This is a genomic window from Mesorhizobium sp. LNJC405B00 (assembly GCF_000502615.1).
GTDB lineage: Bacteria > Pseudomonadota > Alphaproteobacteria > Rhizobiales > Rhizobiaceae > Mesorhizobium.
Genome location: NZ_AYWC01000002.1, coordinates 346,395 through 370,787, shown reverse-complemented (window position 1 = coordinate 370,787; position 24,393 = coordinate 346,395). Strand labels below are relative to the sequence as shown.

Sequence of the window (24,393 nt, the reverse complement as noted above, 5' to 3'; positions counted from 1 at the left end):
GGGTACATACGCCGCGTATGTCAATACGCATACGGTACGTATCTATGAATGGCAGCGAGCCTGTCAGGCGCCGGCCGAGATCGCGACAGCCGCTTCGGCCGGCTTGAGCGGCGGGCGCATGACGACCATGGATTCCTCATCGGCATCCTGCGGCGCGCCCCAGAACTCAGCCAGCGTCGGACCATCCTTGAGGCGGCGGTCGCGGGCCAGGAAACCCCAGACCTCGCGGAACCACACGCGGCGGCCCATTTGGGTGTACCAGCGCATCGAATGGCGCTGTTCGGGATCGGGGTGGAAGAGAATGCGCGCCAGCGCCTTCGGCCGCGACTGCACCGCGACCTCGATCAGCTTGACCGAGAAGAACAGCATCCACGGTTTCAGCCGGGTCATCTGCAGCACCTGGTGCTTGTAGTCCCACAGCCGGGCATCCGTCTGGATCACCTTGCGGTCCTTGGCGATGCGGAAGAACGGCGTCCAGCGGTGCGGCGTGACATAGAGCGCCTGGATCTGGTCGGGGTCGTAGGCAAGCAGCTGGCGAAAGCCGCGCCACAGATCGCGAAAGGTCTCATCCTCGAACCCCGCCACCCAGGTCGCCATGGACAGTATGCCATGCTGGCGGAGCAGCCGGATCGCCTCGCGGTCGGATGAGGTGCTGCCGCCCTTGCGGATCAGTTGAAGCGTCTGCTGGTCGGTGTTTTCCATGCCGAGCAGCCAGCGGATGACGCCGGCCTTGCGATAGAGGTGCAGGATGTCGGCATCGCGCACGATGTCGTCGGCCCGGGTCGAGCCGACGATCAGCACCGGCACGTTCTCGGCGATCAGCGCATCGAGAAAGGCGCGCCAAACCTTCTTCGATACGGTCGGGTTTTCGTCGGCGAGGTTGATCAGTTCGACGCCGTGCTGGCGGTGCAGCCAGGCAATCTCCTGCGCAAATTTTTTGGGGTCGCGGTGCCGCCAGCGGGTCCAGAAACCGCGCTGGCCGCAATAGTTGCACAGATGCGGACAGCCCCGCGAAAACTGCATGACCACGGCGCGCTTGCCGCCCCAATAGCTGTAGCGGCGGTGATCGATCAGCTCCCAGCCGACGCGGTACTCGTCCAGATTGGCAGTGGTCCCGGCCGGCCGCGTCGCGAAGGGGCGGCCGAGATCGTCGCGATAGGCGATACCCGCGACATCGCCCAGCGGCCGGCGATTGTCCAGTGCCACGACCAGGGCAAGGATGGTTGCCTCGCCCTCGCCGCGCACGATGAAGTCGAAGACATCGCTCGCCGCCAATATGTCGCGCCAGTGATAGGTCGGGAACACGCCGCCATAGATCACCAGCGTCGCCGGCTCGAGCGCCTTGACCATGCGGGCGATCGCGAGCGCGGTGGGATGCGCCGAGGTCGAGCCGGAGTGGCCGATCAGGATGCAATCGGGCTGGCCGCTGAGCGCATCGCGCACCAGAGTTTCCAACGGCATCGGCCCGAATTCGGCATCGACCAGCCGGACTTTATGGCCGGCGTCGATAAGCGGGCCGCCCAGTGCCAGCAGGCCGAGCGGTGGCAGATGGTCATCGGGCACGCGGCTGCCGATGGCGGTGTGCGGCGGATTGATCAGCACGATGTTCATGACGGACCTTTGAGCGACGGTCCGCATGGCGTAGCCGGCGTTTCAGTTTCGCATTTGGGCTCCGTTCAGCAGTTTGCGTGCAGCTTTTCCGCAGAAATGGCGGTGCGTGTCCTACCGCCTGAGGTGGGCGAGCGGCACGTGGCCCGGGCCCTTGATGTTCTGCAGCACCAGCTGGGTGTGAACGTCGCGCACGCCGGCAAGGCGCATCAGGCGGTGCATGACGAAGGCGTTGAGTTCGTCGACCGACGGCACCATGACGTGCAGCAGGAAATCGTGGTCGCCGGTCATCGTCCAGCATGACGACACTTCATCCATGCGTTGCACGGCGGCGATGAAGGTTTCGGGCGAACCGTCGCTGTGGCTGGTGAGCCGCACCTGGATGAACACCTCGACCATCAGGCCGACGCCGCGGCGGTTGAGCACGGCGGCAAAGCCCTTGATGATGCCGGCCTCCTGCAGCGCCTCGAAGCGGCGGGCGCAAGGCGTCGTCGACAGGCCGATCTCCTGCGCCAGTTCGGACACGGGCTTGCGTCCATCGCGCTGAAGCACATCCAGCATCTTGATCTCGAAATCGTCGAACTGAGGCATTTTCACTCTCTTTCAGCTTCTGCTTGGTGATTTTTACCTCAAATCATGGACCCAAGCCATCATCAAAGCTGAATTGCCTCGCCGGCCGCCGCTAGACTCTGCGGACATATTCAAGTGTCACGATCAGGGGAGAAGAACCATGACGACGATGAGCGTTGCCGAATATGCCCGTGATTGCGCGGCGCAAGGCCTGCGTGGCGACTATTCAGTGTGCCGTTCCGACTTCACCGTGGCGCAGGGCTACAACTACATCGCCGACGAACAGGCGGTGTGGCGCACGTTGTGCGACCGGCAGACCAAGCTGACGCAGAAGCTGGCGCACCATTCCTATCTCGATGGGATCGCCGCGCTCGGCCTGCTCGACGAGATCCCGGATTTCGGCGCGGTCTCAGACAAGCTGCGCAAGCTGACCGGCTGGGAAATCGTCGCCGTGCCTGGCCTCATCCCGGCCGCGCCCTTCTTCGACCATCTCGCCAACCGGCGCTTTCCGGTGACCAACTGGCTGCGCACCAAGGACGAGCTCGACTACATCGTCGAACCCGACATGTTCCACGACTTCTTCGGCCATGTGCCCATCCTGACGCAGCCGGTGTTTGCCGACTTCATGCAGATGTATGGCGAAAAAGCCGAGAGCGTGATTGCGCTGGGCGGTGACGAGATGATCACCCGGCTCTACTGGTACACCGCCGAATACGGGCTGATACAGGAGGCGGGCCAGAAGCTGAAAGCTTTCGGCGCCGGGCTGATGTCGTCGTTCACCGAATTGCAGTTCGCCGTCGCGAGCCCGGACGCGCACCACGTGCCCTTCGACCTCGAAACGGTGATGCGCACCGGCTACGAGATCGACAAGTTCCAGCGCGCCTATTTCGTGCTGCCCTCTTTCGACGTGTTGCGCGATGCGTTCCGGACCGCCGATTTCAAGGCGATTGTTGCCCGTCGCAAGGGGCAGCCGGCCCTGGATCCAGCGACGGTTTAGCAAATCCTGAAGGGTTTGCGCGGCACCTATCCCCACCCTTAATCCCTCCCCACAAGGGGGAGGGAGATCTCGTTGGCGCTGATTCCGAGGGTTTCGACACCAAGGCATGGGTAGCGCCGGCAGCAATCCTGTCGCGCCCTTCGCTTTTTTGACAATCAGACGGTGATGACTTCGTCACACCGGGGGGATGACTTCATCACACCGTGATTACTTTGGTCAGATGGTCGCCTAGCCGGCAGGCCAGCGCTGTGATCGTCGTCGTCGGGTTGCATTCGCCCGACGTGCAGAATACCGAGGAACCACCGACATAGAGATTGTCCATGCCGTGCACCTTGCAGTTGGCGTCGACCACGCTTTTGCTCACATCGGTGCCCATGCGCGTGCCGCCCATGTGGTGGTGGCCGGCCAGTTCCTCATCCGTCGGGTAGTCCTCGCCATTGGTCAGCCAGTCCATGATGCGGACGCGGCCGAGGTCCTTCTCGATCAGCGTCGTTCCGAACAGCTTGAGCCCCTCGAGGATGGTGCGGCGCTCCAACGGCGACTTCTTCCAGTGCAGCTCGATGCGCGGCACGCCGGCACGGTCGACATCGGTCTTCGACAATTCGATATGGTTCGAGGCCAGCGGCGCCTGTTCCCAGGCGACGTAGAGCTGGGCGGCGCAGCGCAGGTTCTGGCTGAGCTGGTAGGCGACCCATTCGGCGGCCTCGGGCGCGGTGCAGGCGAGGTCGGCAATCAGGCTCTTGACGCCGGCATAGGGCGTCTCGATCAGGCGTATGCCGAAATTCATGATCTGCAGCCGCTCCATGGCGGCGAGCGTCGGCGAGAAGAACGCCTCGTTGACGGCATCAACCTTGAACTCCCTGTAATCGGCCAGGATGGCATTGCCGCCCTCGAAGGTCGGGTGCTCCATCCAGTAGCGGCCAAGTGCCGTGGCGTTCGGCACCACGCCGCCATTCGAGCGCTGGTTCGACCATAGAAGCAGCCGCGAATTCTCCAGCCCGCCGGCGCAGACGATGAAATAATCGGCGCTGAAGGCGCCGGCATCCTTGCCGTTCGACCACAGCCTGGCGCCGGTCACTCGTTTGCCGTCCCCGGCAAGTTCGGTGGCATAGGTGTTGAGCACGAGCGCTATGTTCTTGCTCTTGTCGAGCTCGTCGGAAAATTTCTCGCCAAAGCGCACGGCCGGGCTCTTGATCAGCTGCACCCAGCGTATGTCGTCTGAAATCGGCACATCGGGCTTGAAGTCGGGAAGCTCGAGTATGTCGTGCACCTCGGACAGATAGGGCTCGATGTCGGTCCGGGCGATTGGCCAGCCGGTGTCGGGCGCCCATGCCTTGGGCTCAAAGTCCTGCTTGTCGAGCACGCGGCACCAGCCGGCCCAGTGGTTCGACGACCCGCCCATGAAGCGCAGCCGGGTGATGTCGAGATCGAAATATTGATCGCCGACCGTGGAGCCGCGGTAGAAATCCTGCGACTCGTCGCTGAATTCGCGTGCGCCGGCCTCCAGCACCACGACCGGAATGCCGGCGGCGCCGAGCTTTCTGGCAATGGTGGTGCCGGCCGGCCCGGAGCCGAGAATGCAGACCTTGGGCTTGAAATCCGAGGCTCGAAACGCCTCATAGCTGTCGAAGATCATGCCAGGTCGCTCCGCTTCAGGATCCAGCCATTGACCACGACGATCTCGTCGGGATCGGCCGGGGGGCGGTCGCTGTCAGGCTGCTTGCGAAAAAGCTGTAGCGCCGGCATCGCAATCAGCGCCTGCACGATGGTGCGGCGCGATATTTTCCTGATGAAGAAACTCATGACACGTCTCTGGATGGGGGCTTCGATCCACGCATGGCGTTCCCTGAACGGCACAGGTACCGGCCAGACATGCCATTCCCGTGCCAAGCCTTGCCTGTGAACGAGTTACAACCCGGTAAACGGCGCAGTTGCGTGGAAACAATGTTGGCGAACCGTTTAACAGCCCCACCACCAACACCTCACGCAGCTTCGGAAATATCCCGGTCGAGGATCGACAAGTTGCGGCCGCGGTGCTTGGCCTCGTAGAGCCGGCGGTCGGCGGCGCGCATCAGGTCCGAGACATCGGCATCTTGCGCACAGGTGATGCCGCCGATCGAGACGGTCAGCGGCACCGTGCGCTCGTCGACCGGACGAAAACGGACCAGCTCGACTTCACGGCGGATGCGCTCGGCCACGCGCCGGGCTTCGGCTTCCGTAGCGCCGACCAGGAAGGCGCCGAACTCCTCACCGCCAATGCGGCCGAGCACGTCGCCGCTGCGGACGCCGCGCTCGATGGCGCTGGCGATCAACACCAGCGCATCATCGCCGGTCAGATGGCCGAAATTGTCGTTGATCGCCTTGAAATGGTCGGCGTCGATGATCAGCAGCGCGCCGCGATCGGATTTGCGTCGTGAACCGTCGAGCGCGGCAAAGAAGCTCTCGCGGTTGAGCATGCCGGTCATGTCGTCGCGGCTCGCCTTCGCCGACAGGCGCCGATGCGCGGCGGCGAGCTGGGCATGCGCGCGGGCGAGATCGCGATGCGCGCTTTTCAGTCGGTCGCTCTGCCAGAAGGTGCTGGCGCAGGCGATCCAGGCGAGCGCCAATGGGCACACCGTCGATGTCAGCCAGACAGTGCGGTCGACCGGAAAACCCATGGCCGGAACGATGATCAGCGTCAGCAAAAGCGAGATGGCTACCGAGCCGAATGCGACGGCGGCGGACTTTAAAACTATGCGACTCATCGCTGGCTCCCACTGAACCGTCTCTGTGCCAGCAAGCCCTGAAGGCCACCTTTCCGTGATGGCTAAAATTTGAATGGTGAGCCCATTTTTACAACTCTAGATGCACATAGGTTGTGGATAAGCTCTACATCAGAAAGGGGTTCGAACGGCAGATATTTCATGCCATAAGGACGCCATGACCACGCTGCCCGATCCCGCCCGCTTCGCCCATGTCACCGACTGGGTGTTCGACCTCGACAACACGCTTTATCCGCACCATTCGAATCTGTTTTCGCAGATCGACGTCAAGATGACGGCCTATGTCGGAGAACTGCTCACGCTGCCGCGCGAGGAAGCGCGCAAGCTGCAGAAGGAACTCTATCTCGAATACGGCACGACGCTGAACGGGCTGATGACGCGCCACGGCATCGACCCCGACGATTTTCTCGAAAAGGTGCACGACATCGACTATTCGTGGCTGGTGCCGGATCCGGTGCTGGGCACCGCCATCCGCCAGCTGCCCGGCCGCAAGTTCATCTTCACCAACGGCGACCGCAGGCACGCCGAGCGCACCGCGCGCCAGCTCGGCATACTCGACCATTTCGACGACATTTTCGATATCGTCGCCGCCGGGCTGACGCCGAAGCCGTCGCGGCAGACCTATGAGAAGTTTGCCGAACTGCACGCCGTCACCGGACACAATGCGGTGATGTTCGAGGATCTCGCCCGCAACCTCGAGGTGCCGAAATCACTGGGCATGACCACGGTGCTGGTGGTGCCGCGCAATTTCGAGCCGACCTTTGCCGAGATCTGGGAACGCGATCCGGCCAATGAGGACGACGTCGATTTCGTCACCGACGATCTCGCGACGTTTCTGACGGGGATAGTGGAGGGGGTAGAGGAATTGAGGAGCTGAAGAATTGAAGAACTGGTGAAAGGGAGACCGATCCGGACCTCCTTTTCCTCAATTCTTCAGTTCTTCAATTCCCGGTTCCCCTACTCCCCCAACTTGTAGAAGCGGCTGATGATCCCCCAGGCCTCGTCGGCGGTGTCGACAAAGTCGATGATATCCTGGTCGCCGGGCGTGATGGTGCCTTGTTCGGCCAGGAAATCGAGGTCGATCGCGCGCTGCCAGAACGCCTTGCCGAACAGGATCACCGGCACGCGCTCCATGCGGCCGGTCTGGATCAGCGTCAGCGTCTCGAAGAATTCGTCCATGGTGCCGAAGCCGCCCGGAAACACCGCGACGGCCTTGGCGCGCATGACGAAATGCATCTTGCGGATGGCGAAATAGTGGAAGTTGAAGCACAGCTCCGGGGTCACATAGGCGTTCGGCGCCTGCTCGTGTGGCAGGACGATGTTGAGGCCAATCGACGGCGCGCCGACATCGTCGGCGCCGCGATTTCCCGCCTCCATCACGCCTGGGCCGCCACCGGTGACGACGACGAATTCGCGGTAGTAGGACGTGGCCGATTGCTGTGAGCAGAGGCGGGCGAATTTGCGCGCCTCCTCGTAGTATTTGCTGTTTTCCTCGAGGTTTTTCTTCTGCGTCTCGTTCTTGGCGGCCCAGGCCTCGCCGCCGGGCTCGGGAATACGCGCGCCGCCGAACAGGATGACCGTCGAGCGGATGCCGCGCTCGGCCAGGATCATTTCGGGCTTCAAGAGCTCAAGCTGCAAGCGCACAGCGCGCAATTCCCGGCGCGTCATGAAGTCGGGATCGTTCCAGGCCAGCCGGTAGGTTTCGGCGCGAGTCTGCGGCGTGTCGGGCACGCTTTTCGAGCGCTCCAGATCCTCGTCCGAATGCGGCAGCGGCGTCCATCCCGCCTTTTCCATAGGAGTCATATGCTTTCTACCCGTCCCAACAGTTCACTTGCGCCGTCCCATGGCGCACCCGCGATTGACCCCCAATACGCCTTAACATAGGGTCCGCGCGACTTTCAAAACAAGGTTAAGGCCGACGGCCTTAACAGCGTGGTAACGGAGCGAATTCATGTCGAAGCCTGATCTGGCCAGCCTCGAAAAGACGATCGAGAAGGCCTTCGAGGAGCGCGACACGATTTCGACCGCGACTCGGGGCGAAACGCGCGACGCCATCCAGTCCTCACTCGACCTGCTCGACCGTGGCACCGTGCGCGTTGCCGAGCGCCAGGCCGATGGCAAATGGCATGTCAACCAATGGCTGAAGAAGGCGGTGCTGCTCTCGTTCCGGCTCTATCCGATGGAGATCATCAAGGGCGGCCCCGGCCAGGCGGTCTGGTGGGACAAGGTGGCGTCGAAGTTCGACGGCTGGAGCGCGGTCGATTTCGAGAAGGCAGGCTTCCGCGCCGTGCCGTCTTCGATCGTGCGCCGCTCGGCCTATGTCGCGCCGGGCGCGGTGCTGATGCCGTCCTTCGTCAATGTCGGCGCCTATGTCGATAGCGGCACCATGGTCGACACCTGGGCCTCGGTCGGCTCCTGCGCCCAGATCGGCAAGAATGTGCACCTCTCGGGCGGCGTAGGCATCGGCGGGGTGCTGGAGCCGATGCAGGCCGGCCCGACCATCATCGAGGACAATTGCTTCATCGGCGCGCGCTCCGAAGTGGTCGAGGGCTGCATCGTGCGCGAAGGCTCGGTGCTCGGAATGGGTGTGTTCATCGGCCAGTCGACCAAGATCGTCGACCGCGCCACCGGCGAAGTGTTTTATGGCGAGGTGCCGCCGAATTCGGTCGTCGTCGCCGGCTCGATGCCGGGCAAGGCCTTTCCGAACAACGAGCCGGGCCCTGGCCTCTACTGCGCCGTCATCGTCAAGCGCGTCGATGCCAAGACCCGGTCGAAAACCTCGATCAACGAACTGCTGCGTGATTGATCCTGTCCGAGCAACCAGAGCGCTCCAGATTGCCCAACACACCACCACTTCCCTGGCTTTTCTTCAGCCTCTCAGGGCGCGTCAGCCCAAGTGCCTACGTGCTCGCCGGGCTGCTGCTGGTGCTTGCACAGTTTTTCCCGCTCTACCAGTTGTCGAGACTGGAACCCGGCACCGCAACCAGCCAGAACTGGGCACTTGTGTTCTGGGTCGTTTTGCTGATCTCGACATGGTCGAGCTTTGCGGTAACCGCAAAGCGGTTTCATGATTTCGGCAAGCCGACTTATTACGCGTTGATCTCTCTTATCATCGGCCCCATTCTTCTCATCGTTCTAGCGTGTTTCCGGGGTGACCCCGGTCCGAACCGCTACGGCAAGCGCAGCAACGCGCCGGCTGAACCATGAGCGCCGACCGGATATCTCGCCATGCGCTACCGCACGCTTGATCCGAAACTGATCATCGACACCGCCGAGCGGCTGGAAGAGCGCGTCGCCGAGCGTTTTCCCGATGCCGGCCTGCGCGGCGTCGCCGCCGAACTGGTGTCGCTGTCGCGCGACCTGGCCAAGGCGGCGCAGGCGCTGGAAGCGCCGATCTGGTGGCTGCGCGGCGCCATCGTCGCCGCAGTTGCCGCCGGCGCGCTGATCTTCCTGTTCGTCGGCACCATCCTGCCGCTCATCCATATCTCGCAGGCCGACGATGCGGTGCAGTCGGTGCAAGGCATCGAAGCCACGATCAACATGATGATCCTTGCCGTGCTCGGCCTGCTGGCGCTGATCCGCACCGAGGAGCGCATCAAGCGCAAGCGGGTGTTTCGCCATCTGCATGGGTTGAGATCGCTGATCCATGTCATCGACATGCACCAGCTGACCAAGGATCCGGCAGCATTGTCCGCCAATTTCAGGCCGACCGCGCATTCGCCGGCGCGCATCACCAATGCCGCCGACCTGGCGCGCTACCTCGACTATTGCTCGGAGATGCTGTCGATCACCGGCAAGATCGCGGCGCTGTTTGCGCAGTCGGTCAATGACGATGTGGTCATCGACGGCGTCAACGACGTCGAGAACCTGGCGTCCAACCTGTCGCGCAAGATCTGGCAGAAGATCACGCTGATCGAGAACCACCCGGCGGCGCAGCCCCTGCCGGCGCCAGGCTCGGCGAGCAAAGCGCCGGCTCCGAGGCGCGCACCAAAGCTGTGACGCGGCGGGCCCACGCGCCTATTTTGCGGGCCAAGGCCCGAGGCTCGCGGCAAGTAGACTATCCAGTGACGATTTCCGGCGTCAGCCCGGGTGAGCCGCGCTTTTCCCGCTCGGCCTGCCGCACCAGCACGGTGACCCGCTTCAGCAGAGGCGCCGGCGTGCCGGCCTTTTCGGCGAGGCTCAGGACGGCCCCCTGCAGGTCACCGATCTCGGTCGGCCGACCACGCTGGAGGTCGTCCCACATCGACGAACGCGCCTGCGGGTCGATGGCGAGCATGCGGCGGGCGACCAGCCGGAACAGCCAGTCCGGCAGCCGGAGCAGTTTCGGCAGCAGGACGGGATGCAAGCCGCCGATTCGTGCCGGCGCGATATGTAACGCCTTCATCGCCGCCAGGGCCTCGTCGATCTGACCGGCCAGGATCCGCCGCCAGCGGCGGTCGGCAAGTTCGCTCGCCAGCGGCAGGCCGGACAAGGCGACAAGCGCGTTGTTGAGGTTGATCAGCAGCTTGCCCCACTGCACGGCTTTCATGTCGGGATGGGTTTCCACGCCAAGCCCTTCGACATCGAGAAGGCCGGCAAGGCCGGTCACGCCATCTTCGATCATGACCTTGCCGTTGCTGGCGCGATGCACGTGAAGCGGCAAATTGCCTATGGCCGACTGGACGACATTGAACGGCACCATGCCGGCGAGCACAGTCCGTCCACCGAGCCCGGCGCGTAACCGGTCGGCATTGCCGACGCCGTTCTGGAGGCTGACCACCACGACTTCGCCGCGCGCATGTCCGGCAACAAGCGACGCCATCTCCTCGGTAGCGCCGTTCTTGACCGTCACCAGCACCACGTCGGCACTGGCCAGGGCAGCGGCGGGATCAGTGGTGACGGACTCCGGCCGGATGGATCGGTCGCGATTATCGAGATCGGTGATGCGCAGGCCGCCGTCCAGCAAGACCGTCGCGATGCTTGGCCGCGCCAAAAACACCACCTTGCGTCCGGCCAGCGCCAGGCAGCCGCCGACATAGCAGCCTATGCTGCCGGCGCCGGCAATGACGATGGTCTTTTCGGCGTTGGCCATGCGATTATCTCGTGTTGGCCTGCACTATACGACAGGAAAACCATAACGTCGGCGGCAGGACCGGTCATCATCTCTGGCCGTGACAGGCCTTTCGCTTTCGACTATCGCTTTGCCCATGAAACTGCCGACCGATCCCGCCGCCAACCTCGCGACCCTCATACGCTGCGCCTCCGTAACGCCCGCCGAGGGCGGCGCGCTGGCTGCCCTGGAAGGCATGCTGAAGCCGCTCGGCTTTTCCGTCGAACGCCCGGTGTTTTCCGAAGACGGCACCCCCGACATCGAGAATCTCTACGCGCGTCGCTCCGGCAATGGGCCGCATCTGATGTTTGCCGGCCATACCGACGTGGTGCCGGCGGGCGACGAGGCGTCGTGGACGCATCCGCCCTTCGCCGCCGAGATCGCCAGGGGCGAGATGTATGGCCGCGGCGCCGTCGACATGAAGGGCGGCATCGCCTGTTTCATCGCCGCCGTGGCGCGCCATGTCGAGAAAAAGGGTGGTCCGAAAGGCTCGGTCTCGCTGCTGATTACCGGCGACGAGGAGGGGCCGGCGATCAACGGGACGACAAAACTGCTCGACTGGGCGGCGGCCAAGGGCGAGAGATGGGACGCCGCGATCGTTGGCGAGCCGACCAATCCGGACACGCTCGGCGACATGATCAAGATCGGCCGGCGTGGCTCGATGTCGGGCAGTGTCACGGTCAACGGCCGCCAGGGCCATGTCGCCTATCCATTGCTCGCCGACAATCCGGTGCGCGGCCTGATCAGCCTGGTCGACGCCTTGCTGTCGCCCGTCTTCGACAAGGGCACGAAGGATTTTCAGCCGACCAATCTGGAAGTGACCTCGATCGATGTCGGCAACCCGGCGACCAATGTTATTCCGGCCAAGGCGACAGCCACCTTCAACATCCGCTTCAACGACACATGGACTGCCGAGACGGTGCAGGCCGAGATCCATAACCGCCTCGACCAGGCGGCGAAGCGCAAGAAATACCGGACCGGCAAGACGCCGGTCGACTACGAGCTGATCTGGCGCGACCGGCCGAGCCATGTCTTCCTGACGCGCGACGACAAGCTGATCGAGACGCTGCGCGGCTCGATCAAGGCGACGGTCGGCAAGGAGCCGGCGCTGTCCACCTCGGGCGGAACCTCGGATGCGCGTTTCATCAAGGACTATTGCCCGGTGGTCGAGTTCGGCCTGGTCGGCAAGACCATGCACATGGTCGACGAGCGCGTCGCACTGGCCGACCTCGAGACGCTGACCCAAATCTACCAGCGCTTCATCGATGACTGGTTCGAGCAGGGCTGATCATGCTTTCGGTTGACGAGACCTCTTCATCGCTTAACGGCGCCTGGCGGCTGATGCTCGGGAAGGCCGACGGCTTGCGGCTGCTCGACCTGTCGGCGGACGGCTTCTGGAATTCCTTCTTCGCCATCGTCGTCGCCGCGCCGGCGATGATCGTCGGCTGGGTCGGCACGGCCAACGAGATCGGCGATCCCAATGCGTTCGCCGGCCGGCTGGGCATGTTGATTCGCCTGGCGACCGTCGACCTCGGCTCGTGGCTGCTGCCCCTGGTTGTGCTTGCCCTGGTCGCATCGCGCGCCGGCATCGGCGACCGCTTCGTCCACTATGTCGTCGCCAGCAACTGGGCGTCGGCGATCACCGCCTGGATGCTGCTGCCTTCAGCGCTGATCAGGCTTTTCCTGCCGTCCGGCAACCCGGTTGCCGAATTGGTGTGGCTGGTTCTGGTGGTGCTGTCGCTGGTACTCTCCTGGCGGATGACCAACGCCGCGATCGGCAAGGGCGCGGCTGTCGGCAGCGCCGTGTTCGCAGGCATGTTGGTGGTGTCTCTGGCCGTCTTGTTCGGCCTGGTGGCGCTGCTCGGCATCACGGTGCCGACCGCCGCTCCGGCCTAGAACTTTTCCGGATAGTCTACACCGACGAGAAAAAGCCCGTCGGGCGGCGCCACCTGGCCGCAGGCGGCGCGGTCTTGCGCCGCGAGCGCGGCCTTGAGGTCGGCGGCGGTCCAGCCGCCGTCGCCGACGCGTTTCAGCGAACCGACCATGGAGCGCACCTGGTTGTGCAGGAAAGAGCGCGCCGAGGCCCTGACTTCGATCAGGTCGCCCTGGCGGCTTACATCGAGCCGCTCCAGCGTCCGCACCGGACTGTTGGCCTGGCATTGCGTCGAGCGGAAGGTGGTAAAGTCATGTCGGCCGAGCAGGACTTTCGCCGCTTCGTGCATGGCGTCCGCATCGAGCCGCTTCGGCACCCACCAGACCTTGCCCTTTTCCATCGCTGCAGGCGCGCGCCGGTTGAGGATGCGGTAGAGATAGTGCCGTCCGGTGGCCGAGAAACGGGCGTCGAACTCATTGGGGACAACCGTCGCCTGCAGGATGGCGATGCGCGCGCCTGCCGCCTGCAGGTGCGCGTTGACGGCGTCGCGCACCTTGTCGTTTGGCCATGCCTTGGCGAGGTCGACATGCGCCACCTGGGCGGTCGCATGCACCCCGGCGTCGGTGCGGCCGGCGGCGCGTATCCGCACCGCCTCACCGCAGAATTTCTCGATCGCCTGCTCTATCGCCTGCTGCACCGAAGGCTGATCCGCCTGGTGTTGCCAGCCGGCGAAGAGGCTGCCGTCATATTCGATATCGAGACGAAAACGCGGCATACACCCTTCGTTCAGGCGGCGAGTGCGGTAAAGGCCTGGGCGTAGACCAGTTTGCCTTTTTCGGGTGCGTCACCCCAGGCCAGCGCCTGCAGCGCTTCGCCCTGATATTCGCTCTCGAACTTTTCGGCTCGCGCATGATTGTAGCCGAAGCGGCCGTAATAGGCCGGATCGCCCAACACAACGGCGAGCGTCTCGCCGGCATCCCTGAGGCGGATATGCGCCTCGCGGATCAGCGCACCGCCAATGCCCGAGCCGTGGAACGAAGGTTCCACCGCCAACGGCGCCAGCGCCACGGCTGCGAACTGCTTGCCGCCGTTCTGGACGAACAGCCTGGAAAACAGGATGTGGCCGACCACCTGGCCGTCTTCTTCCGCCACCAGTTCGACAACGGCGTCGCCGCCGGTGACCAGAGCGTCGACCAGCCCGGCCTCCGCCTGCTGGCCGAATGCGTGTTCCTCGACCAGGCGTATGGCCTCGCGGTCCCGCGGCGTCGCGCCGCGTATCGACATCATGCTCATGAGAACTTCATTCCTTTTTCGATCTTGGCCCCGCGCAGAAACTCCTTCGCGGCAGCAGGCTTTCCGCCCGCCCGTTGAACTTCGACCAGCCTGACCGCGCCCGACCCGCAGGCGACCGTCAGCCGGTCATCGAGAATTCCTCCCGACTCGCCCATGCTTTCAGAAAGCGTACCTTCAGAAAGCGTCGAGCGAAGCAGTTTCAGCCGTTCCGTGCGGCCGCCGATGTCGGCCTCGCACCAGGCGCCGGGGAATGGCGACAGCCCGCGAATGTGATTGTGGACCTCCGCAGCCGGGCGCGTCCAGTCCACACGTGTCTCCGACTTATCGATTTTCCTGGCGTAGGTCACCCCGTCAGCCGCCTGCAAAGTCGATGCCAGGGTATTTGTCTCCAATCGGGACAGCGCTTCCACCATCAGCGTGGCAGCAATATTCATCAAGCGGTCGTGCAGATCGCCGGCCGTCATATCGGGCTCTATGGCGCATTTTTCAACCAGTGCCACCGGACCGGTGTCCAGGCCCTCTTCCATGCGCATCACCATCATGCCGGTCTCGACGTCGCCGGCCATAATGGCGCGCTGGATGGGAGCTGCACCACGCCAACGCGGCAAAAGCGAGGCGTGGCCGTTGAGGCAGCCGAGGCGCGGAGCCTCCAGAATAGCCTTCGGCAACAGCAAACCATACGCGACGACGACCGCGACATCGGCACGCAACGCCTGGAAAGCAGCTTGCTCGGCCTCGCCCTTCAGCGACAGCGGCGTGCGCACTTCGATGCCCAGCCGCTCAGCCTCGCGCTGCACCGGCGACGGTGTCAGCTCCAGCCCGCGGCGGCCCGCGGCGCGCGGCGGCTGGGTGTAGACGGCTGCTATCTCGTGCCCGGCCTCGGCAATCGCGCGCAGCACCGGCACCGAAAACTCCGGCGTGCCCATGAAGATGACGCGAAGCGGCATCTTCCCTATCCCACCAGCTTGCCCGGCGCCTTGTCCTTGGCGAGCTTCTTGAACTTCTTGACCACCATGTCGCGCTTCAGCTTCGAGATGTGGTCGATGAACAGCACACCGTTGAGATGGTCGATCTCGTGCTGCAGGCAGGTCGCCATCAGGCCTTCGGCCTCGATCTCCTGCAGCTTGCCGTCGCGGTCGAGATATTTCACGCGCACCGAGGCGGGACGCTCGACCTCGGCGTAATAGTCCGGGATCGACAGGCAGCCTTCCTCGTAGACCGAGCGAGCGTCGGCGCTTTCGAGGATTTCGGGATTGATGAAGACATGCGGCGCCGGCGGCTCGTCTTCCTTGGCGAGGTCGATGACCAGCATGCGCAGCGGCTCGCCGATCTGGATTGCGGCCAAGCCGATGCCCGGCGCATCATACATCGTCGCCAGCATGTCGTCGGCCAGTTTGCGCAAAGGCGCGTCGACGCGTTCGACCGGTTTGGAAACCTGGCGCAGGATAGGATCGGGAAGGATGATGAGCGGCTTGATCGACATGGCGCCTCACCTAAAACGTCGCAGGAGAAGCGTCAACCGGTGCGAATCGGTCTCGTTCACGTTTTGATCTGTGCCAGGTCTGCGAATCGGCTATGCTGGCGGGATGAACGACCTGAGCACCATCCTTTCCGAACCCGTTGCCCGGCTTGGCGCCACGACGATCACGCTCGGCCATGCACTGGCCCTCGGTGCGCTGGTGTTTCTCGGCCTGTTCCTGGCGCTTGTCGTGGCGCTGTGGCGATCGGCCAAGGCGCGCACCATCGCCGCGGCGGAAGCCGCCGACCACGCCCGCGACGCCGAGGCGCGGATGGCCGGCATTTTGCAAAGCCAGGCCGAGATGCAGGGCCGCATGGGCGCCATCGCCGACGTGTTCGGCGCAAGGCAGGCCGAACTCAACCAGTCGATCGGCCAGCGCCTCGACGCCATGACCGGCAGGCTCGGTCAAACCATGACCGAACAGACCAAATCGACGCATGAGAGCCTCGCCAAACTGCAGGAACGGCTGGCGGTCATCGACACCGCGCAAGGCAACATCCAGTCGCTGGCCGGCCAGGTCGTGCAATTGCAGGCGATCCTGTCCAACAAGCAGACGCGCGGCGCCTTCGGCCAGTCGCGCATGGAGGCGATCGTCGCCGACGGCCTTCCGATGGGCGCCTACGAGTTCCAGGCAACGCTGTCAAACGGCAGCCGTCCCGACTGCCTGGTCAGGATGCCGAACGGTGCGCCGCAGCTTGCCATCGACGCCAAGTTTCCGCTGGAAGCCTGGAACGCCATCCGCGCCGCCGATGGCGCCGAACAACAGAAGATCGCGGCCCAGGCTTTCCGCCGCGACATCGAAATTCACGTCCGCGATATCTCGGAAAAATACCTGATCCAAGGCGAGACGCAGGACACCGCCTTCATGTTCGTGCCGTCGGAATCGGTGTTCGCCGAAATCCACGAGAATTTCGACGCCGTGGTCCAGAAGGCGCACCGGGCGCGTGTCATCATCGTCTCACCGTCGCTTTTGATGCTGTCGATCCAGGTCATCCAGGCCATCCTCAAGGACGCCCGCATGCGCGAACAGGCGCATCTGATCCAGGGCGAGGTGATCCGGCTGATGGAAGACGTCGCGCGCGTCGACGAACGCGTGCGCCGGTTGCAGACGCATTTTGGCCAGTCGGCCAAGGATATCGACGAGATACTGGTGTCGACGTCGAAGGTGACCAAGCGCGGCCAAAAGATCGAAGCGCTGGAGTTTGGCGAAAGCGAAGCCGAAGTGCGCGGTGGCGGACCCGCCAAGGCCGAAGCCGGGGTGCGGGTGGCGGACTCCAAGACGGGGCAGCTCAGGCTACGTGTCGTCGAAGGCGACGATTAAAGCGCGTCGCGCTGAACGGACTCATACGACGCGCTTTAAAAGTCTTTGTTTTGATGCATGTCGTTGTCCCAGAACCGCGGCACACTTCTGGGCGCCATGCATTAGACCGTAGCCACGATCACGTGCGCCTGGATCTTGGCCGCAACCTCGCCGCTGCCGTGTCTGGCTGCAATCACGGACGCGGCGTGATCGGTTGCGGCTTCCAGTTTTCCTCTAGCCTCGATTTCGTTGCGAAGCGGAGTTCCCTGGCAATAGGCAACCGCCGGAAGGCGCGGCGAGGAGGCACGGCTTTGTTCGGCCCTCGTGTCGATCACCACACGGGAGAAACCTGCGGCTTCCAACTCGCCGCGGATCAATGCAATGTCATTGTAGCCGTGCGGCGTGCGGGCGAGAAAGCGGGGCGGATCGTTCGGAAAAATCTCCGCAAGAGCATTCGTCACATCATTGGCGAATACATTCTCTTCGATGCGATCCCACACGTTGAACAGGAAATGGCCGCCGGTCTTCAGGACCCGCTTTGCTTCGCGATAGCCGGCGGCTCGGTCGGGAAAGAACATCGCGCCGAACTGACAGCAAACGAGATCGAAAGCCGCATCTTCGAACGGCAGCGCCAGAGCATCCGCCTGACGCCATTGTATGCTACTGTCGGGAGCTTGTCGCGAGGCCGCGTAGTCGAGCATAGGCTGGTTGAGGTCGGTCACGACATAGCTTGCGCCAGGGGACAGTTTTGGCGCCAATGCGCGGGTAACAACGCCGGTGCCGGCGGCGACTTCCAGGACGGCGCCGGGCGACAAGGACGCTGCCCGTCGTGCCAAATCCGCGGCGAACGGCTCGAAGATCAGCGGCACCATGTAGCGGTCGTAGTTTTCCGGAATCGAGCCGGCAAACACTTTGTCCGTTTCCGACATTGCTATCCCCCGCCATCCGTTTGATGGCTAGCCTAGCACATTATTGGCTGGTTTGGGCCGCGCTTAACCGGGAGGCAGGTGCTACTGCGCCTCTACGATGCTTACGCCCTCGAATTCCGGAAGCCAGTGCAGGGCCGATCGGTGCCATTTCTGTTGGGTCGGAACGAGATCCTCGCGTTGCCGCGCGGTCCCCGCCCTGATCCCATAGACCTTCGGCCCGTCGCCAACCGACGTTGCGTAAAGATGCGAACCGCAGTCGCCGCAGAACGCCTGGGCACGCTTGGCGCCGCTCGATCCCGTCTTGATATAGACCTTCGGTGTGCCCTTTGTGATCCTATAATGATCCTCAGGCGCGGGAACAGTGACACGAAAGGCGGTGCCGGTCAGTTGCTGGCAGTCGGTGCAATGACAGATAGAGGTCTTTTCCGGGTCGACCTCTGCTTCATAAGTTATGGCGCCGCAATGGCACCCACCATCGATTTTCATGGTTGATTCTCCGAAATCCGTCGGGTGATCTTAGCGGGACCAGGCGATGGGGCCAACGGTGGACTGCTGGTCCAGAACTAGTCCGACGCTGCCTCGACCTGCTTGCGCCGGTGCTCCCAGGTTCCGGTCGTCTGCGGCTTGACGAACAGCCTGGTGATCTCCGGCATTTCTTTTTTCAAGAGCGCCTCGATGCGCTCGACACAGGCTTCGATCTCAGGCGCCGTCAGATGGTCCTCGAATTCGATGCTCAGCCCAGCGACGATCTGTCGAGGGCCGAGATGGACGGTGAGAACGCCGTTGGCCCGCTGCACTGCCGGATCCTGCTGGGCGATGGCCAGCACCTTGGCCTGCACTTCCGGCGAGGCCGGCTCACCGATGAGCAATCCCTTGCTTTCGCGCGCCAGAAAGATGGCGGTGGCGCCGAGGATCATCGCGATGCCGATCGAGGCGACGCCGTCGAGTTCGGGCATGTCGAGGAGTTCGGCCACCAATATGCCGGCGAAGGCGACGAACAGACCGAGCAGGGCGGCGCTGTCCTCGAACAGGATCGTGTAGACGCTCGGATCCTTGCTCGATTGCACGGCCTGCAGCCAGCCTTGCTTGCCCTTCTGCTGGCGGAACTCCTTCAGCGCCACGTACCAGGAGCTGCCCTCGAACAGCATTGAGAGGCCCAGCACAATGTAGTTGATTTTGGGATTGGCGACCGGCTCAGGCGCCATGATGTGGACGACGCCTTCATAGAAGGACACGCCGGCGCCGAGCGCGAATACGAGCAGGGCGACAATGAAGCTCCAGAAATACAGCTCGCGGCCATGGCCGAGCGGATGCGTGCGGTCCGGCGGACGGGCGGCGCGGTGCATGCCGTAGAGCAGCAGCCCGCCATTGCCGGTATCCACCAGCGAGTGCACGCCTTCCGACAGCATCGCCGAGCTGCCGGTGAAGAAGGCGGCGACGAATTTGGTAACAGCAATAGCTAGATTACCGGCGAGCGCCGCGTAGATGACCGTCTTCGACCCGCCATGTGCTGCCATGCTGGCCCTCCAAGGAACCTGATGTAACGCCCCTGAGCACCACAGGCATCACAACGCACGAATCGCCCGGTCGTTCAGGGTCTTGTAGGCCAGCTTGCGGAAAGACGCCCCTATTCGATGATCTCGTCCGTCCACACCTTGAAACCGGCCAGCGTGCCCGGTCCGAAGATGTGGGTCAGCGGCACGTCGGCGGCGTCGCGACCCGACGCGATCAGGATGCGGCCGATGCGTGGCGAATTGTTGCGCGGGTCAAAGACATGCCAGCGGCCACCGAGATAGACCTCCATCCAGGCTGCGAAATCCATGCTCGCCCAAGGTTTGGGCAGGCCGATGTCGCTGATGTAGCCGGTGCAGTAGCGGGTCGGGATGTTTAGCGCACGGCAGAAGGTGACGGCGAGGTGGGCAAAGTCACGGCAGACGCCGCTTTGCTCGCGATAGGCTTCCGCCGCGGTGCGGGTCGGCCGCGCATTGCCGTAGCTGAAGACGATGCGGTTGTGGACGAAGTCGCAGACCGCCTGGACGCGCGCAATGCCAAGCGGCGTATGCCCGAACAGCCGCCAGGCTTCGCTGGCCAGCAGATCGCTCTCGCAAAAGCGGCTCGGCAACAGGAAGAGCAATGTGTCCGACGGCAGATCGCGCACCTCGTGCTGCCAGGCCATCAGGTCGCCCATCTCGAACGTGCCGGGGTCGCGGATTACCGAATCGGTGCCGAAGGTGAAGCGACCGGGCGGGGCAACGAAACGGTTGCACCAATTGCCGAAACTGTCGCGGTAGCTCTGGATCGGCACCGGCGGGTTGGAGGTCAGGAAATCCGGGCGCTCGAGATCGGAGGCCCTGGAGTAGTGGACGTTGAGCATCGCGATCAGCGGCGTTTCCTGCGGAAAATCGAAACTCATCTCGCTGCCGATGCGGATTCGCATTGTCGTCCTGACCGCACTGCCTGATCATCGCCGGGCGAAGGCATGGCCGATGCTGCAGTGCGAAGACAACCATGGCACGGACCGCAATGGTTTACGAGCAAATTAGAAACCGGTTGAAAGCGGCCCGCGGCGCCGGCGACGGACGCCAGCCCTCTTGCAGTCCGGCGTTTCTCTTGTTTCACTTGGCCTCCCAGCAACTGGAGGAACGAATCATGGCTAAAGGTGCGATGAAGGCGGGCAAGGAAGCTCGCAAGCCGAAAAAAGACGCCAAGAAGCCCGCCGCGGCTCCGGCGCTGAAGGCGCCGCCCGTGAAGGCGATGAGGCTCAAGGAAAAGTAAGCCCGCCTTAGGTCGTCAATATCTTGGGACGGCTGAGATCCGGGCAAACCGTTTCGGCGCAGATTTTGACACCGGCGGCATGAACGATGCTGCCGGTGTTTTGTTGATCGGACCGGCGCAGCCGCTTATACCGAAGCGGCGAGGACGACCTCGCGCCTTTCTCAAAAGTCCGGCCGGGACGGCCCGCCATGCTCATGGAATGGAGTGCATCCCGATGTCGTGGATTTTTCTGTTTTTCGCTGGTCTGTTCGAAATCGGCTGGGCGATCGGCCTCAAATACACCGACGGCTTCTCGAAGCCGTTGCCGACGGTGCTAACCGTCGCCTCGATGATCATCAGCCTGGGCCTGCTTGGCCTGGCGCTGAAGACGCTGCCCGTCGGCACGGCCTATGCTGTGTGGACCGGCATCGGCACGGTCGGCACGGCGCTGCTTGGCATCTGGCTGCTGGGCGAGCCGGCGACGGCCATCCGGCTCGCCTGCATCGCGCTCATCGTCTGCGGCATTATGGGGCTGAAGCTCGCCGCCTGAGTTCCGAGGCATCAAATCCTTAAATTAGGCAAACGCCATCAGGGCCGCTGCAAGGCGACCCTGATGGCGATCGTTTCGATCGAAGCGTTAGCGGGCGGAGAAGCCCGGAGGCGTCCTGCCGGTACGCTGCTTGCGCGCCGCATAGCGTGCGTCGCGCTTGGCCTTGCGTTCGGCTTCGTCTGCCAGCAAACGGGCAATGCGCTCGTTTTCTTCGGCTTCCTTGATCTTCGCTTCAGCCTGCGCTGCCTCTTCGGCCGCAATACGCGCCGCTTCGGCTGCTGCCTCGCGCTCGGCCTTCTCGACCGCCTCGCGTGCCAGCTTCTCCTGCTTCAGCCTGGCCTTTTCGGCCTCGCGTATTTCGCGAGCCTCAAGAATCGCCTTGCGTTCGGCCTGTTTGGCCAGAACCGCAGGATCATCAGCCGCCGGCTTTGACTTGAAGCGCTCCAGAAGCGCCTTCTTTGCCTCGTTCGCGGCATTGCGCCGCTCGAAAATGTCTTTTTCCCTGTAGATAGCCAAGTCCACTTCCCTGAAGTCAATTCGCGACGCTTACATACGCGCGAAAACCGAGAGTTCAAGCGCCAAAACGGTATGCCAGCCATGAAAGTTTAGGCTGTTGCAGCCGGGAGACGCGTTTTCCCTGAAACAACGCCGGCCGAAACCGACATGCACTGTTCACCATCCGCCCCTCTGGCGGCCGGGGCGGCTCGCCGCTACCTCTAGCGGCAAATCAGAACATTTGGATGACATGCCATGGAACTCGGTCTCTACACTTTCGCCGACGTCAGCCCGGAGCCCGGCCCCGGCGCGATCGGCCCGCATCAGCGACTACGCAATCTGATCGAGGAGATCGAGCTGGCCGACCAGGTCGGCCTCGACGTTTTTGGTCTGGGCGAACATCACCGCCCCGACTATGCCGCGTCCGCGCCGGTGGTGGCGCTGGCCGCTGCCGCCGAACGCACCAAGCGCATCAAGCTGACCAGCGCGGTCACCGTGCTGTCCTCCGACGATCCGGTGCGCGTTTTCCAGCAGTTCGCAACGCTCGACCTTTTGTCGGGCGGCCGGGCCGAGATCATGGCCGGGCGCGGCTCGTTCATCGAATCCTTCCCGCTGTTCGGCTACAATCTCGAGGACTATGACGAGTTGTTCGCCGAAAAGCTCGATTTGCTGCTGGCCATACGCGACAGCGTCAAAGTCACCTGGTCCGGCAATCTGCGCGCGTCGATCAATGACCGCGGCGTCTATCCGCGGCCGCTGCAGGACAAATTGCCGATCTGGATCGCAATAGGTGGAACGCCGCAATCTGCGGCGCGCGCGGGCGTGCTCGGTTTGCCGCTGGCACTGGCCATCATCGGCGGCGAGCCGGCGCGGTTTGCAGCGCTGTTCGACATTTATCGCGATGCCGCCAGGCGGGCCGGTACCGACCCCTCGGGCCTTGCCACCAGCATCAATGTGCACGGCTTCATCGCCGGCACCACTGAACAGGCGGCCGACGATTTCTATGGCCCGCAGGCCGAAGTGATGAACCGCATCGGCCGCGAGCGCGGCTGGGGCCCGACCTCGCGGGCGCATTTCGATCAGTCGCGTGGTCCGAACGGCGCGCTGTTCGTCGGCGATCCGGAGCAGGTGGCGGAAAAGATCGTCGCCCAGCACAAGATCTTCAACAATGACCGCTTCCTGCTGCAGATGGCGATCGGCGCCATGCCGCACGCCAAGATCATGAAGGCGATCGAACTGTACGGCACCAAGGTGGCGCCGATCGTGCGCAAGGAGACCGCCAAGCCCGGCGTCGCCGTCGCAGCGCCAGCCGCCTGAGCGACGGGCGGCCCGGATTGAGGGCCTTGCCGGCTAACGGAACCTTGGGCTTGCAGAGGCGTTTCCGTCAGGGGAAAGCACCAATTGCGGTGCGCCGCTGAGGGAAAATCATGAAAGCCGAACCCGCCGCTTTGGGTGCTGGCCTTGCCGAGACCGAAGAGGCGAGAGTTGTGGCGCGTGCCGACACGCATCTGATGCGTTCGCTGCTCATCGGGATCTTCCTGTTCATGGCCATCTACGCGCTGTATTTCGCGCGTGCTTTCTTCATGCCGGTCATCCTCGCCTTCCTGCTGACGCTGACGCTGACACCAATCGTGCGCTTCCTGCGCAAGCGCGGCATTCCGGAAGTGGTTTCGGCGACAATGTTGGTCGTGCTGTCGATCTGCGTCTTCGGCGTTGCCGGCTATCTGCTCAGCGGCCCGGTCATCGACCTTCTCAACAACACCTCGTCGATCGGCCAACAACTTACCGAACGGCTGGCGCAATTGCGGCGTCCGCTCGAGAGGATCATGCAGATCTCGCATCAGATCGAACAGATGACGGAGACCTCGCAGGAGCCGGGCATCCAGAAGGTGGCGATGGCGCAGTCCGGCGTCCTGTCGGCCGCCGCCAGCAACGTCCTGTCGGCGGGGACAAGCCTGACCATCATCTTCGTGCTGTCACTGTTCCTGCTGGCGTCAGGCACGATGTTCTATGAGAAGATCATCCAGTCCTTCGCCAGCCTCAGCGAGAAGAAGCGGGCCTTGCGCGTCGTCTATGACGTCGAGCGCGAAATCTCGCATTATCTGCTCACCGTCACCGTCATCAATGCCGGTCTCGGCGCGGTTATCGGCCTTGGCCTGTGGGCGCTCGGCATGCCCAACCCGCTCGTCTGGGGAACGATGGCGGCGCTGCTCAACTTCCTGCCCTATGTCGGCGCGCTGATCACCATCGTGCTGGTCAGCGTCATTGCGATGATCAGCTTCGACTCGATCACCTACGCCCTTTTGGCGCCGGGCTTCGTGCTTTTGTGCGACATCGTCGAAGGCCAGTTCGTTACGCCGATGGTTGTCGGCCGACGCCTCGAGATCAACGCCGTGGCGATCTTCATCGCCATCGCCTTCTGGTCCTGGCTTTGGGGCTTTGTCGGCGCGCTGATGGCGGTGCCGCTGCTGGTCGTCGTCAAAGTGTTCTGCGATCATTTCGATGGCCTCAGCCATGTCGGCAATTTTCTCGCCGCACAGCAGACGGCCGTGGTGGAGGAGGAAGCGGCCGAAGAGAACGGAAAGGCCGCGCCATAAGCTTGCCGCGCCTGTCCGTCATCTCGCATTTGTTGTCTTCAGGCGGAGTGCCTATAT

At 63.3% G+C, this 24,393-nt stretch carries 28 protein-coding genes; 12 read left to right on the top strand and 16 right to left on the bottom strand.

Features of this window, described 5'->3' with window-relative positions:
- Positions 1 to 63: 63 nt before the first annotated feature.
- Positions 64 to 1,611 carry a magnesium-protoporphyrin IX monomethyl ester anaerobic oxidative cyclase gene (gene bchE / locus X756_RS159730; protein ID WP_023728819.1) on the bottom strand — a complete coding sequence of 516 codons (1,548 nt, stop codon included), beginning with the start codon at positions 1,609 to 1,611 and terminating at the stop codon, positions 64 to 66.
- Between the two features lie 111 nt (positions 1,612 to 1,722).
- Positions 1,723 to 2,199: an Lrp/AsnC family transcriptional regulator gene (locus tag X756_RS159735; RefSeq protein WP_023728109.1), complete on the bottom strand. Its 477-nt coding sequence runs from the start codon at positions 2,197 to 2,199 to the stop codon at positions 1,723 to 1,725.
- Between the two features lie 139 nt (positions 2,200 to 2,338).
- Between X756_RS159735 and phhA the strand changes: the two genes are divergently transcribed.
- A complete protein-coding gene (gene phhA / locus X756_RS159740) occupies positions 2,339 to 3,175 on the top strand; it encodes a phenylalanine 4-monooxygenase (RefSeq protein WP_023728818.1) in 837 nt (278 codons plus the stop codon).
- 196 nt (positions 3,176 to 3,371) lie between these two features.
- Here the strand turns inward: phhA and X756_RS159745 are convergent, their stop codons facing one another.
- From X756_RS159745 to X756_RS159750, 3 genes are all read right to left on the bottom strand, one after another.
- Complete coding sequence (locus X756_RS159745) at positions 3,372 to 4,811, bottom strand: GMC family oxidoreductase (RefSeq protein WP_023728817.1); 1,440 nt, start codon at positions 4,809 to 4,811, stop codon at positions 3,372 to 3,374.
- Positions 4,808 to 4,978 (bottom strand): hypothetical protein, encoded by a 171-nt coding sequence (locus tag X756_RS1000000169265; RefSeq protein WP_023681346.1) that lies wholly within the window; start codon positions 4,976 to 4,978, stop codon positions 4,808 to 4,810. The genes X756_RS159745 and X756_RS1000000169265 overlap by 4 nt, the downstream gene beginning before the upstream one ends.
- A 179-nt stretch (positions 4,979 to 5,157) precedes the next feature.
- The gene (locus X756_RS159750; RefSeq protein WP_023728816.1) at positions 5,158 to 5,919 is read right to left on the bottom strand and encodes a GGDEF domain-containing protein; all 762 of its coding nucleotides are present in this window, start codon (positions 5,917 to 5,919) and stop codon (positions 5,158 to 5,160) included.
- A gap of 175 nt (positions 5,920 to 6,094) precedes the next feature.
- On the opposite strand from X756_RS159750, the gene X756_RS159755 reads away from it, so the two are divergent.
- On the top strand, positions 6,095 to 6,814 hold the full coding sequence (locus X756_RS159755) for a pyrimidine 5'-nucleotidase (protein WP_023687469.1): 720 nt from the start codon (positions 6,095 to 6,097) through the stop codon (positions 6,812 to 6,814).
- Between the two features lie 80 nt (positions 6,815 to 6,894).
- Here the strand turns inward: X756_RS159755 and X756_RS159760 are convergent, their stop codons facing one another.
- A complete protein-coding gene (locus tag X756_RS159760; protein ID WP_023681343.1) occupies positions 6,895 to 7,740 on the bottom strand; it encodes an LOG family protein in 846 nt (281 codons plus the stop codon).
- 148 nt (positions 7,741 to 7,888) lie between these two features.
- On the opposite strand from X756_RS159760, the gene dapD reads away from it, so the two are divergent.
- Genes dapD through X756_RS159775 form a run of 3 tightly spaced genes read left to right on the top strand, consistent with a single transcriptional unit; the run spans position 7,889 to position 9,936 of the window.
- On the top strand, positions 7,889 to 8,743 hold the full coding sequence (dapD, locus tag X756_RS159765) for a 2,3,4,5-tetrahydropyridine-2,6-dicarboxylate N-succinyltransferase (RefSeq protein ID WP_023673222.1): 855 nt from the start codon (positions 7,889 to 7,891) through the stop codon (positions 8,741 to 8,743).
- The gene (locus X756_RS159770; protein WP_081725464.1) at positions 8,740 to 9,144 is read left to right on the top strand and encodes a DUF805 domain-containing protein; all 405 of its coding nucleotides are present in this window, start codon (positions 8,740 to 8,742) and stop codon (positions 9,142 to 9,144) included. The genes dapD and X756_RS159770 overlap by 4 nt, the downstream gene beginning before the upstream one ends.
- 21 nt (positions 9,145 to 9,165) lie before the next feature.
- A complete protein-coding gene (locus X756_RS159775) occupies positions 9,166 to 9,936 on the top strand; it encodes a hypothetical protein (RefSeq protein ID WP_023728815.1) in 771 nt (256 codons plus the stop codon).
- 58 nt (positions 9,937 to 9,994) lie between these two features.
- Here X756_RS159775 and X756_RS159780 read toward each other — a convergent pair whose 3' ends face one another.
- On the bottom strand, positions 9,995 to 11,008 hold the full coding sequence (locus tag X756_RS159780; protein WP_023728814.1) for a 2-dehydropantoate 2-reductase: 1,014 nt from the start codon (positions 11,006 to 11,008) through the stop codon (positions 9,995 to 9,997).
- A gap of 115 nt (positions 11,009 to 11,123) precedes the next feature.
- Between X756_RS159780 and dapE the strand changes: the two genes are divergently transcribed.
- Complete coding sequence (gene dapE / locus X756_RS159785) at positions 11,124 to 12,314, top strand: succinyl-diaminopimelate desuccinylase (protein ID WP_023725314.1); 1,191 nt, start codon at positions 11,124 to 11,126, stop codon at positions 12,312 to 12,314.
- A 2-nt stretch (positions 12,315 to 12,316) separates the two neighbouring features.
- Entirely contained in the window at positions 12,317 to 12,922 is a 606-nt protein-coding gene (locus X756_RS159790) for a hypothetical protein (protein ID WP_023673217.1), read from the top strand.
- On the opposite strand, the gene truA is transcribed toward X756_RS159790, so the two are convergent.
- Genes truA through def form a run of 4 tightly spaced genes read right to left on the bottom strand, consistent with a single transcriptional unit; the run spans position 12,919 to position 15,675 of the window.
- Positions 12,919 to 13,674 (bottom strand): tRNA pseudouridine(38-40) synthase TruA, encoded by a 756-nt coding sequence (gene truA, locus X756_RS159795; protein ID WP_023681338.1) that lies wholly within the window; start codon positions 13,672 to 13,674, stop codon positions 12,919 to 12,921. The two genes, X756_RS159790 and truA, sit on opposite strands and share 4 nt — an antisense overlap.
- An 11-nt stretch (positions 13,675 to 13,685) precedes the next feature.
- The gene (locus X756_RS159800) at positions 13,686 to 14,192 is read right to left on the bottom strand and encodes an N-acetyltransferase (RefSeq protein ID WP_023728813.1); all 507 of its coding nucleotides are present in this window, start codon (positions 14,190 to 14,192) and stop codon (positions 13,686 to 13,688) included.
- Positions 14,189 to 15,139 (bottom strand): methionyl-tRNA formyltransferase, encoded by a 951-nt coding sequence (fmt, locus tag X756_RS159805; protein WP_023728812.1) that lies wholly within the window; start codon positions 15,137 to 15,139, stop codon positions 14,189 to 14,191. Before fmt ends, X756_RS159800 begins: the two co-directional genes overlap by 4 nt.
- A 5-nt stretch (positions 15,140 to 15,144) precedes the next feature.
- Positions 15,145 to 15,675 carry a peptide deformylase gene (gene def, locus X756_RS159810; protein WP_023673213.1) on the bottom strand — a complete coding sequence of 177 codons (531 nt, stop codon included), beginning with the start codon at positions 15,673 to 15,675 and terminating at the stop codon, positions 15,145 to 15,147.
- A 103-nt stretch (positions 15,676 to 15,778) separates the two neighbouring features.
- Here def and X756_RS159815 point away from each other — a divergent pair, with 103 nt between their 5' ends.
- The gene (locus X756_RS159815; protein WP_023692996.1) at positions 15,779 to 17,032 is read left to right on the top strand and encodes a DNA recombination protein RmuC; all 1,254 of its coding nucleotides are present in this window, start codon (positions 15,779 to 15,781) and stop codon (positions 17,030 to 17,032) included.
- Between the two features lie 101 nt (positions 17,033 to 17,133).
- Here the strand turns inward: X756_RS159815 and X756_RS159820 are convergent, their stop codons facing one another.
- From X756_RS159820 to X756_RS159835, 4 genes are all read right to left on the bottom strand, one after another.
- Positions 17,134 to 17,940 carry a class I SAM-dependent methyltransferase gene (locus X756_RS159820; protein ID WP_023728811.1) on the bottom strand — a complete coding sequence of 269 codons (807 nt, stop codon included), beginning with the start codon at positions 17,938 to 17,940 and terminating at the stop codon, positions 17,134 to 17,136.
- 81 nt (positions 17,941 to 18,021) lie between these two features.
- Positions 18,022 to 18,426, bottom strand: coding sequence for a GFA family protein (locus X756_RS159825; protein ID WP_023728810.1), 405 nt, complete (start codon positions 18,424 to 18,426; stop codon positions 18,022 to 18,024).
- A gap of 77 nt (positions 18,427 to 18,503) precedes the next feature.
- A complete protein-coding gene (locus tag X756_RS159830) occupies positions 18,504 to 19,457 on the bottom strand; it encodes a cation diffusion facilitator family transporter (RefSeq protein ID WP_023728809.1) in 954 nt (317 codons plus the stop codon).
- Positions 19,458 to 19,567: 110 nt separating this feature from the next.
- Positions 19,568 to 20,377 (bottom strand): transglutaminase family protein, encoded by an 810-nt coding sequence (locus tag X756_RS159835; protein ID WP_023728808.1) that lies wholly within the window; start codon positions 20,375 to 20,377, stop codon positions 19,568 to 19,570.
- Between the two features lie 71 nt (positions 20,378 to 20,448).
- On the opposite strand from X756_RS159835, the gene X756_RS1000000169260 reads away from it, so the two are divergent.
- Complete coding sequence (locus X756_RS1000000169260) at positions 20,449 to 20,715, top strand: hypothetical protein (RefSeq protein WP_032999253.1); 267 nt, start codon at positions 20,449 to 20,451, stop codon at positions 20,713 to 20,715.
- A gap of 214 nt (positions 20,716 to 20,929) precedes the next feature.
- A complete protein-coding gene (gene sugE / locus X756_RS159840) occupies positions 20,930 to 21,244 on the top strand; it encodes a quaternary ammonium compound efflux SMR transporter SugE (RefSeq protein WP_023681326.1) in 315 nt (104 codons plus the stop codon).
- Between the two features lie 87 nt (positions 21,245 to 21,331).
- Here the strand turns inward: sugE and X756_RS159845 are convergent, their stop codons facing one another.
- On the bottom strand, positions 21,332 to 21,760 hold the full coding sequence (locus X756_RS159845; RefSeq protein ID WP_023673205.1) for a DUF6481 family protein: 429 nt from the start codon (positions 21,758 to 21,760) through the stop codon (positions 21,332 to 21,334).
- A 234-nt stretch (positions 21,761 to 21,994) separates the two neighbouring features.
- On the opposite strand from X756_RS159845, the gene X756_RS159850 reads away from it, so the two are divergent.
- Positions 21,995 to 23,056: an LLM class flavin-dependent oxidoreductase gene (locus X756_RS159850; RefSeq protein WP_023728807.1), complete on the top strand. Its 1,062-nt coding sequence runs from the start codon at positions 21,995 to 21,997 to the stop codon at positions 23,054 to 23,056.
- A 110-nt stretch (positions 23,057 to 23,166) separates the two neighbouring features.
- Entirely contained in the window at positions 23,167 to 24,336 is a 1,170-nt protein-coding gene (locus X756_RS159855) for an AI-2E family transporter (protein ID WP_023681324.1), read from the top strand.
- Positions 24,337 to 24,393: the final 57 nt, after the last annotated feature.

Bases quoted from the DNA above. Each gene is read 5' to 3' on its own strand.
- bchE (WP_023728819.1), bottom strand. From the start codon at position 1,611: ATGAACATCGTGCTGATCAATCCGCCGCACACCGCCATCGGCAGCCGC.
- X756_RS159735 (WP_023728109.1), bottom strand. From the start codon at position 2,199: ATGCCTCAGTTCGACGATTTCGAGATCAAGATGCTGGATGTGCTTCAG.
- phhA (WP_023728818.1), top strand. From the start codon at position 2,339: ATGACGACGATGAGCGTTGCCGAATATGCCCGTGATTGCGCGGCGCAA.
- X756_RS159745 (WP_023728817.1), bottom strand. From the start codon at position 4,811: ATGATCTTCGACAGCTATGAGGCGTTTCGAGCCTCGGATTTCAAGCCC.
- X756_RS1000000169265 (WP_023681346.1), bottom strand. From the start codon at position 4,978: ATGAGTTTCTTCATCAGGAAAATATCGCGCCGCACCATCGTGCAGGCG.
- X756_RS159750 (WP_023728816.1), bottom strand. From the start codon at position 5,919: ATGAGTCGCATAGTTTTAAAGTCCGCCGCCGTCGCATTCGGCTCGGTA.
- X756_RS159755 (WP_023687469.1), top strand. From the start codon at position 6,095: ATGACCACGCTGCCCGATCCCGCCCGCTTCGCCCATGTCACCGACTGG.
- X756_RS159760 (WP_023681343.1), bottom strand. From the start codon at position 7,740: ATGACTCCTATGGAAAAGGCGGGATGGACGCCGCTGCCGCATTCGGAC.
- dapD (WP_023673222.1), top strand. From the start codon at position 7,889: ATGTCGAAGCCTGATCTGGCCAGCCTCGAAAAGACGATCGAGAAGGCC.
- X756_RS159775 (WP_023728815.1), top strand. From the start codon at position 9,166: ATGCGCTACCGCACGCTTGATCCGAAACTGATCATCGACACCGCCGAG.
- X756_RS159780 (WP_023728814.1), bottom strand. From the start codon at position 11,008: ATGGCCAACGCCGAAAAGACCATCGTCATTGCCGGCGCCGGCAGCATA.
- dapE (WP_023725314.1), top strand. From the start codon at position 11,124: ATGAAACTGCCGACCGATCCCGCCGCCAACCTCGCGACCCTCATACGC.
- X756_RS159790 (WP_023673217.1), top strand. From the start codon at position 12,317: ATGCTTTCGGTTGACGAGACCTCTTCATCGCTTAACGGCGCCTGGCGG.
- truA (WP_023681338.1), bottom strand. From the start codon at position 13,674: ATGCCGCGTTTTCGTCTCGATATCGAATATGACGGCAGCCTCTTCGCC.
- X756_RS159800 (WP_023728813.1), bottom strand. From the start codon at position 14,192: ATGAGCATGATGTCGATACGCGGCGCGACGCCGCGGGACCGCGAGGCC.
- fmt (WP_023728812.1), bottom strand. From the start codon at position 15,139: ATGCCGCTTCGCGTCATCTTCATGGGCACGCCGGAGTTTTCGGTGCCG.
- def (WP_023673213.1), bottom strand. From the start codon at position 15,675: ATGTCGATCAAGCCGCTCATCATCCTTCCCGATCCTATCCTGCGCCAG.
- X756_RS159815 (WP_023692996.1), top strand. From the start codon at position 15,779: ATGAACGACCTGAGCACCATCCTTTCCGAACCCGTTGCCCGGCTTGGC.
- X756_RS159820 (WP_023728811.1), bottom strand. From the start codon at position 17,940: ATGTCGGAAACGGACAAAGTGTTTGCCGGCTCGATTCCGGAAAACTAC.
- X756_RS159825 (WP_023728810.1), bottom strand. From the start codon at position 18,426: ATGAAAATCGATGGTGGGTGCCATTGCGGCGCCATAACTTATGAAGCA.
- X756_RS159830 (WP_023728809.1), bottom strand. From the start codon at position 19,457: ATGGCAGCACATGGCGGGTCGAAGACGGTCATCTACGCGGCGCTCGCC.
- X756_RS159835 (WP_023728808.1), bottom strand. From the start codon at position 20,377: ATGCGAATCCGCATCGGCAGCGAGATGAGTTTCGATTTTCCGCAGGAA.
- X756_RS1000000169260 (WP_032999253.1), top strand. From the start codon at position 20,449: ATGGCACGGACCGCAATGGTTTACGAGCAAATTAGAAACCGGTTGAAA.
- sugE (WP_023681326.1), top strand. From the start codon at position 20,930: ATGTCGTGGATTTTTCTGTTTTTCGCTGGTCTGTTCGAAATCGGCTGG.
- X756_RS159850 (WP_023728807.1), top strand. From the start codon at position 21,995: ATGGAACTCGGTCTCTACACTTTCGCCGACGTCAGCCCGGAGCCCGGC.
- X756_RS159855 (WP_023681324.1), top strand. From the start codon at position 23,167: ATGAAAGCCGAACCCGCCGCTTTGGGTGCTGGCCTTGCCGAGACCGAA.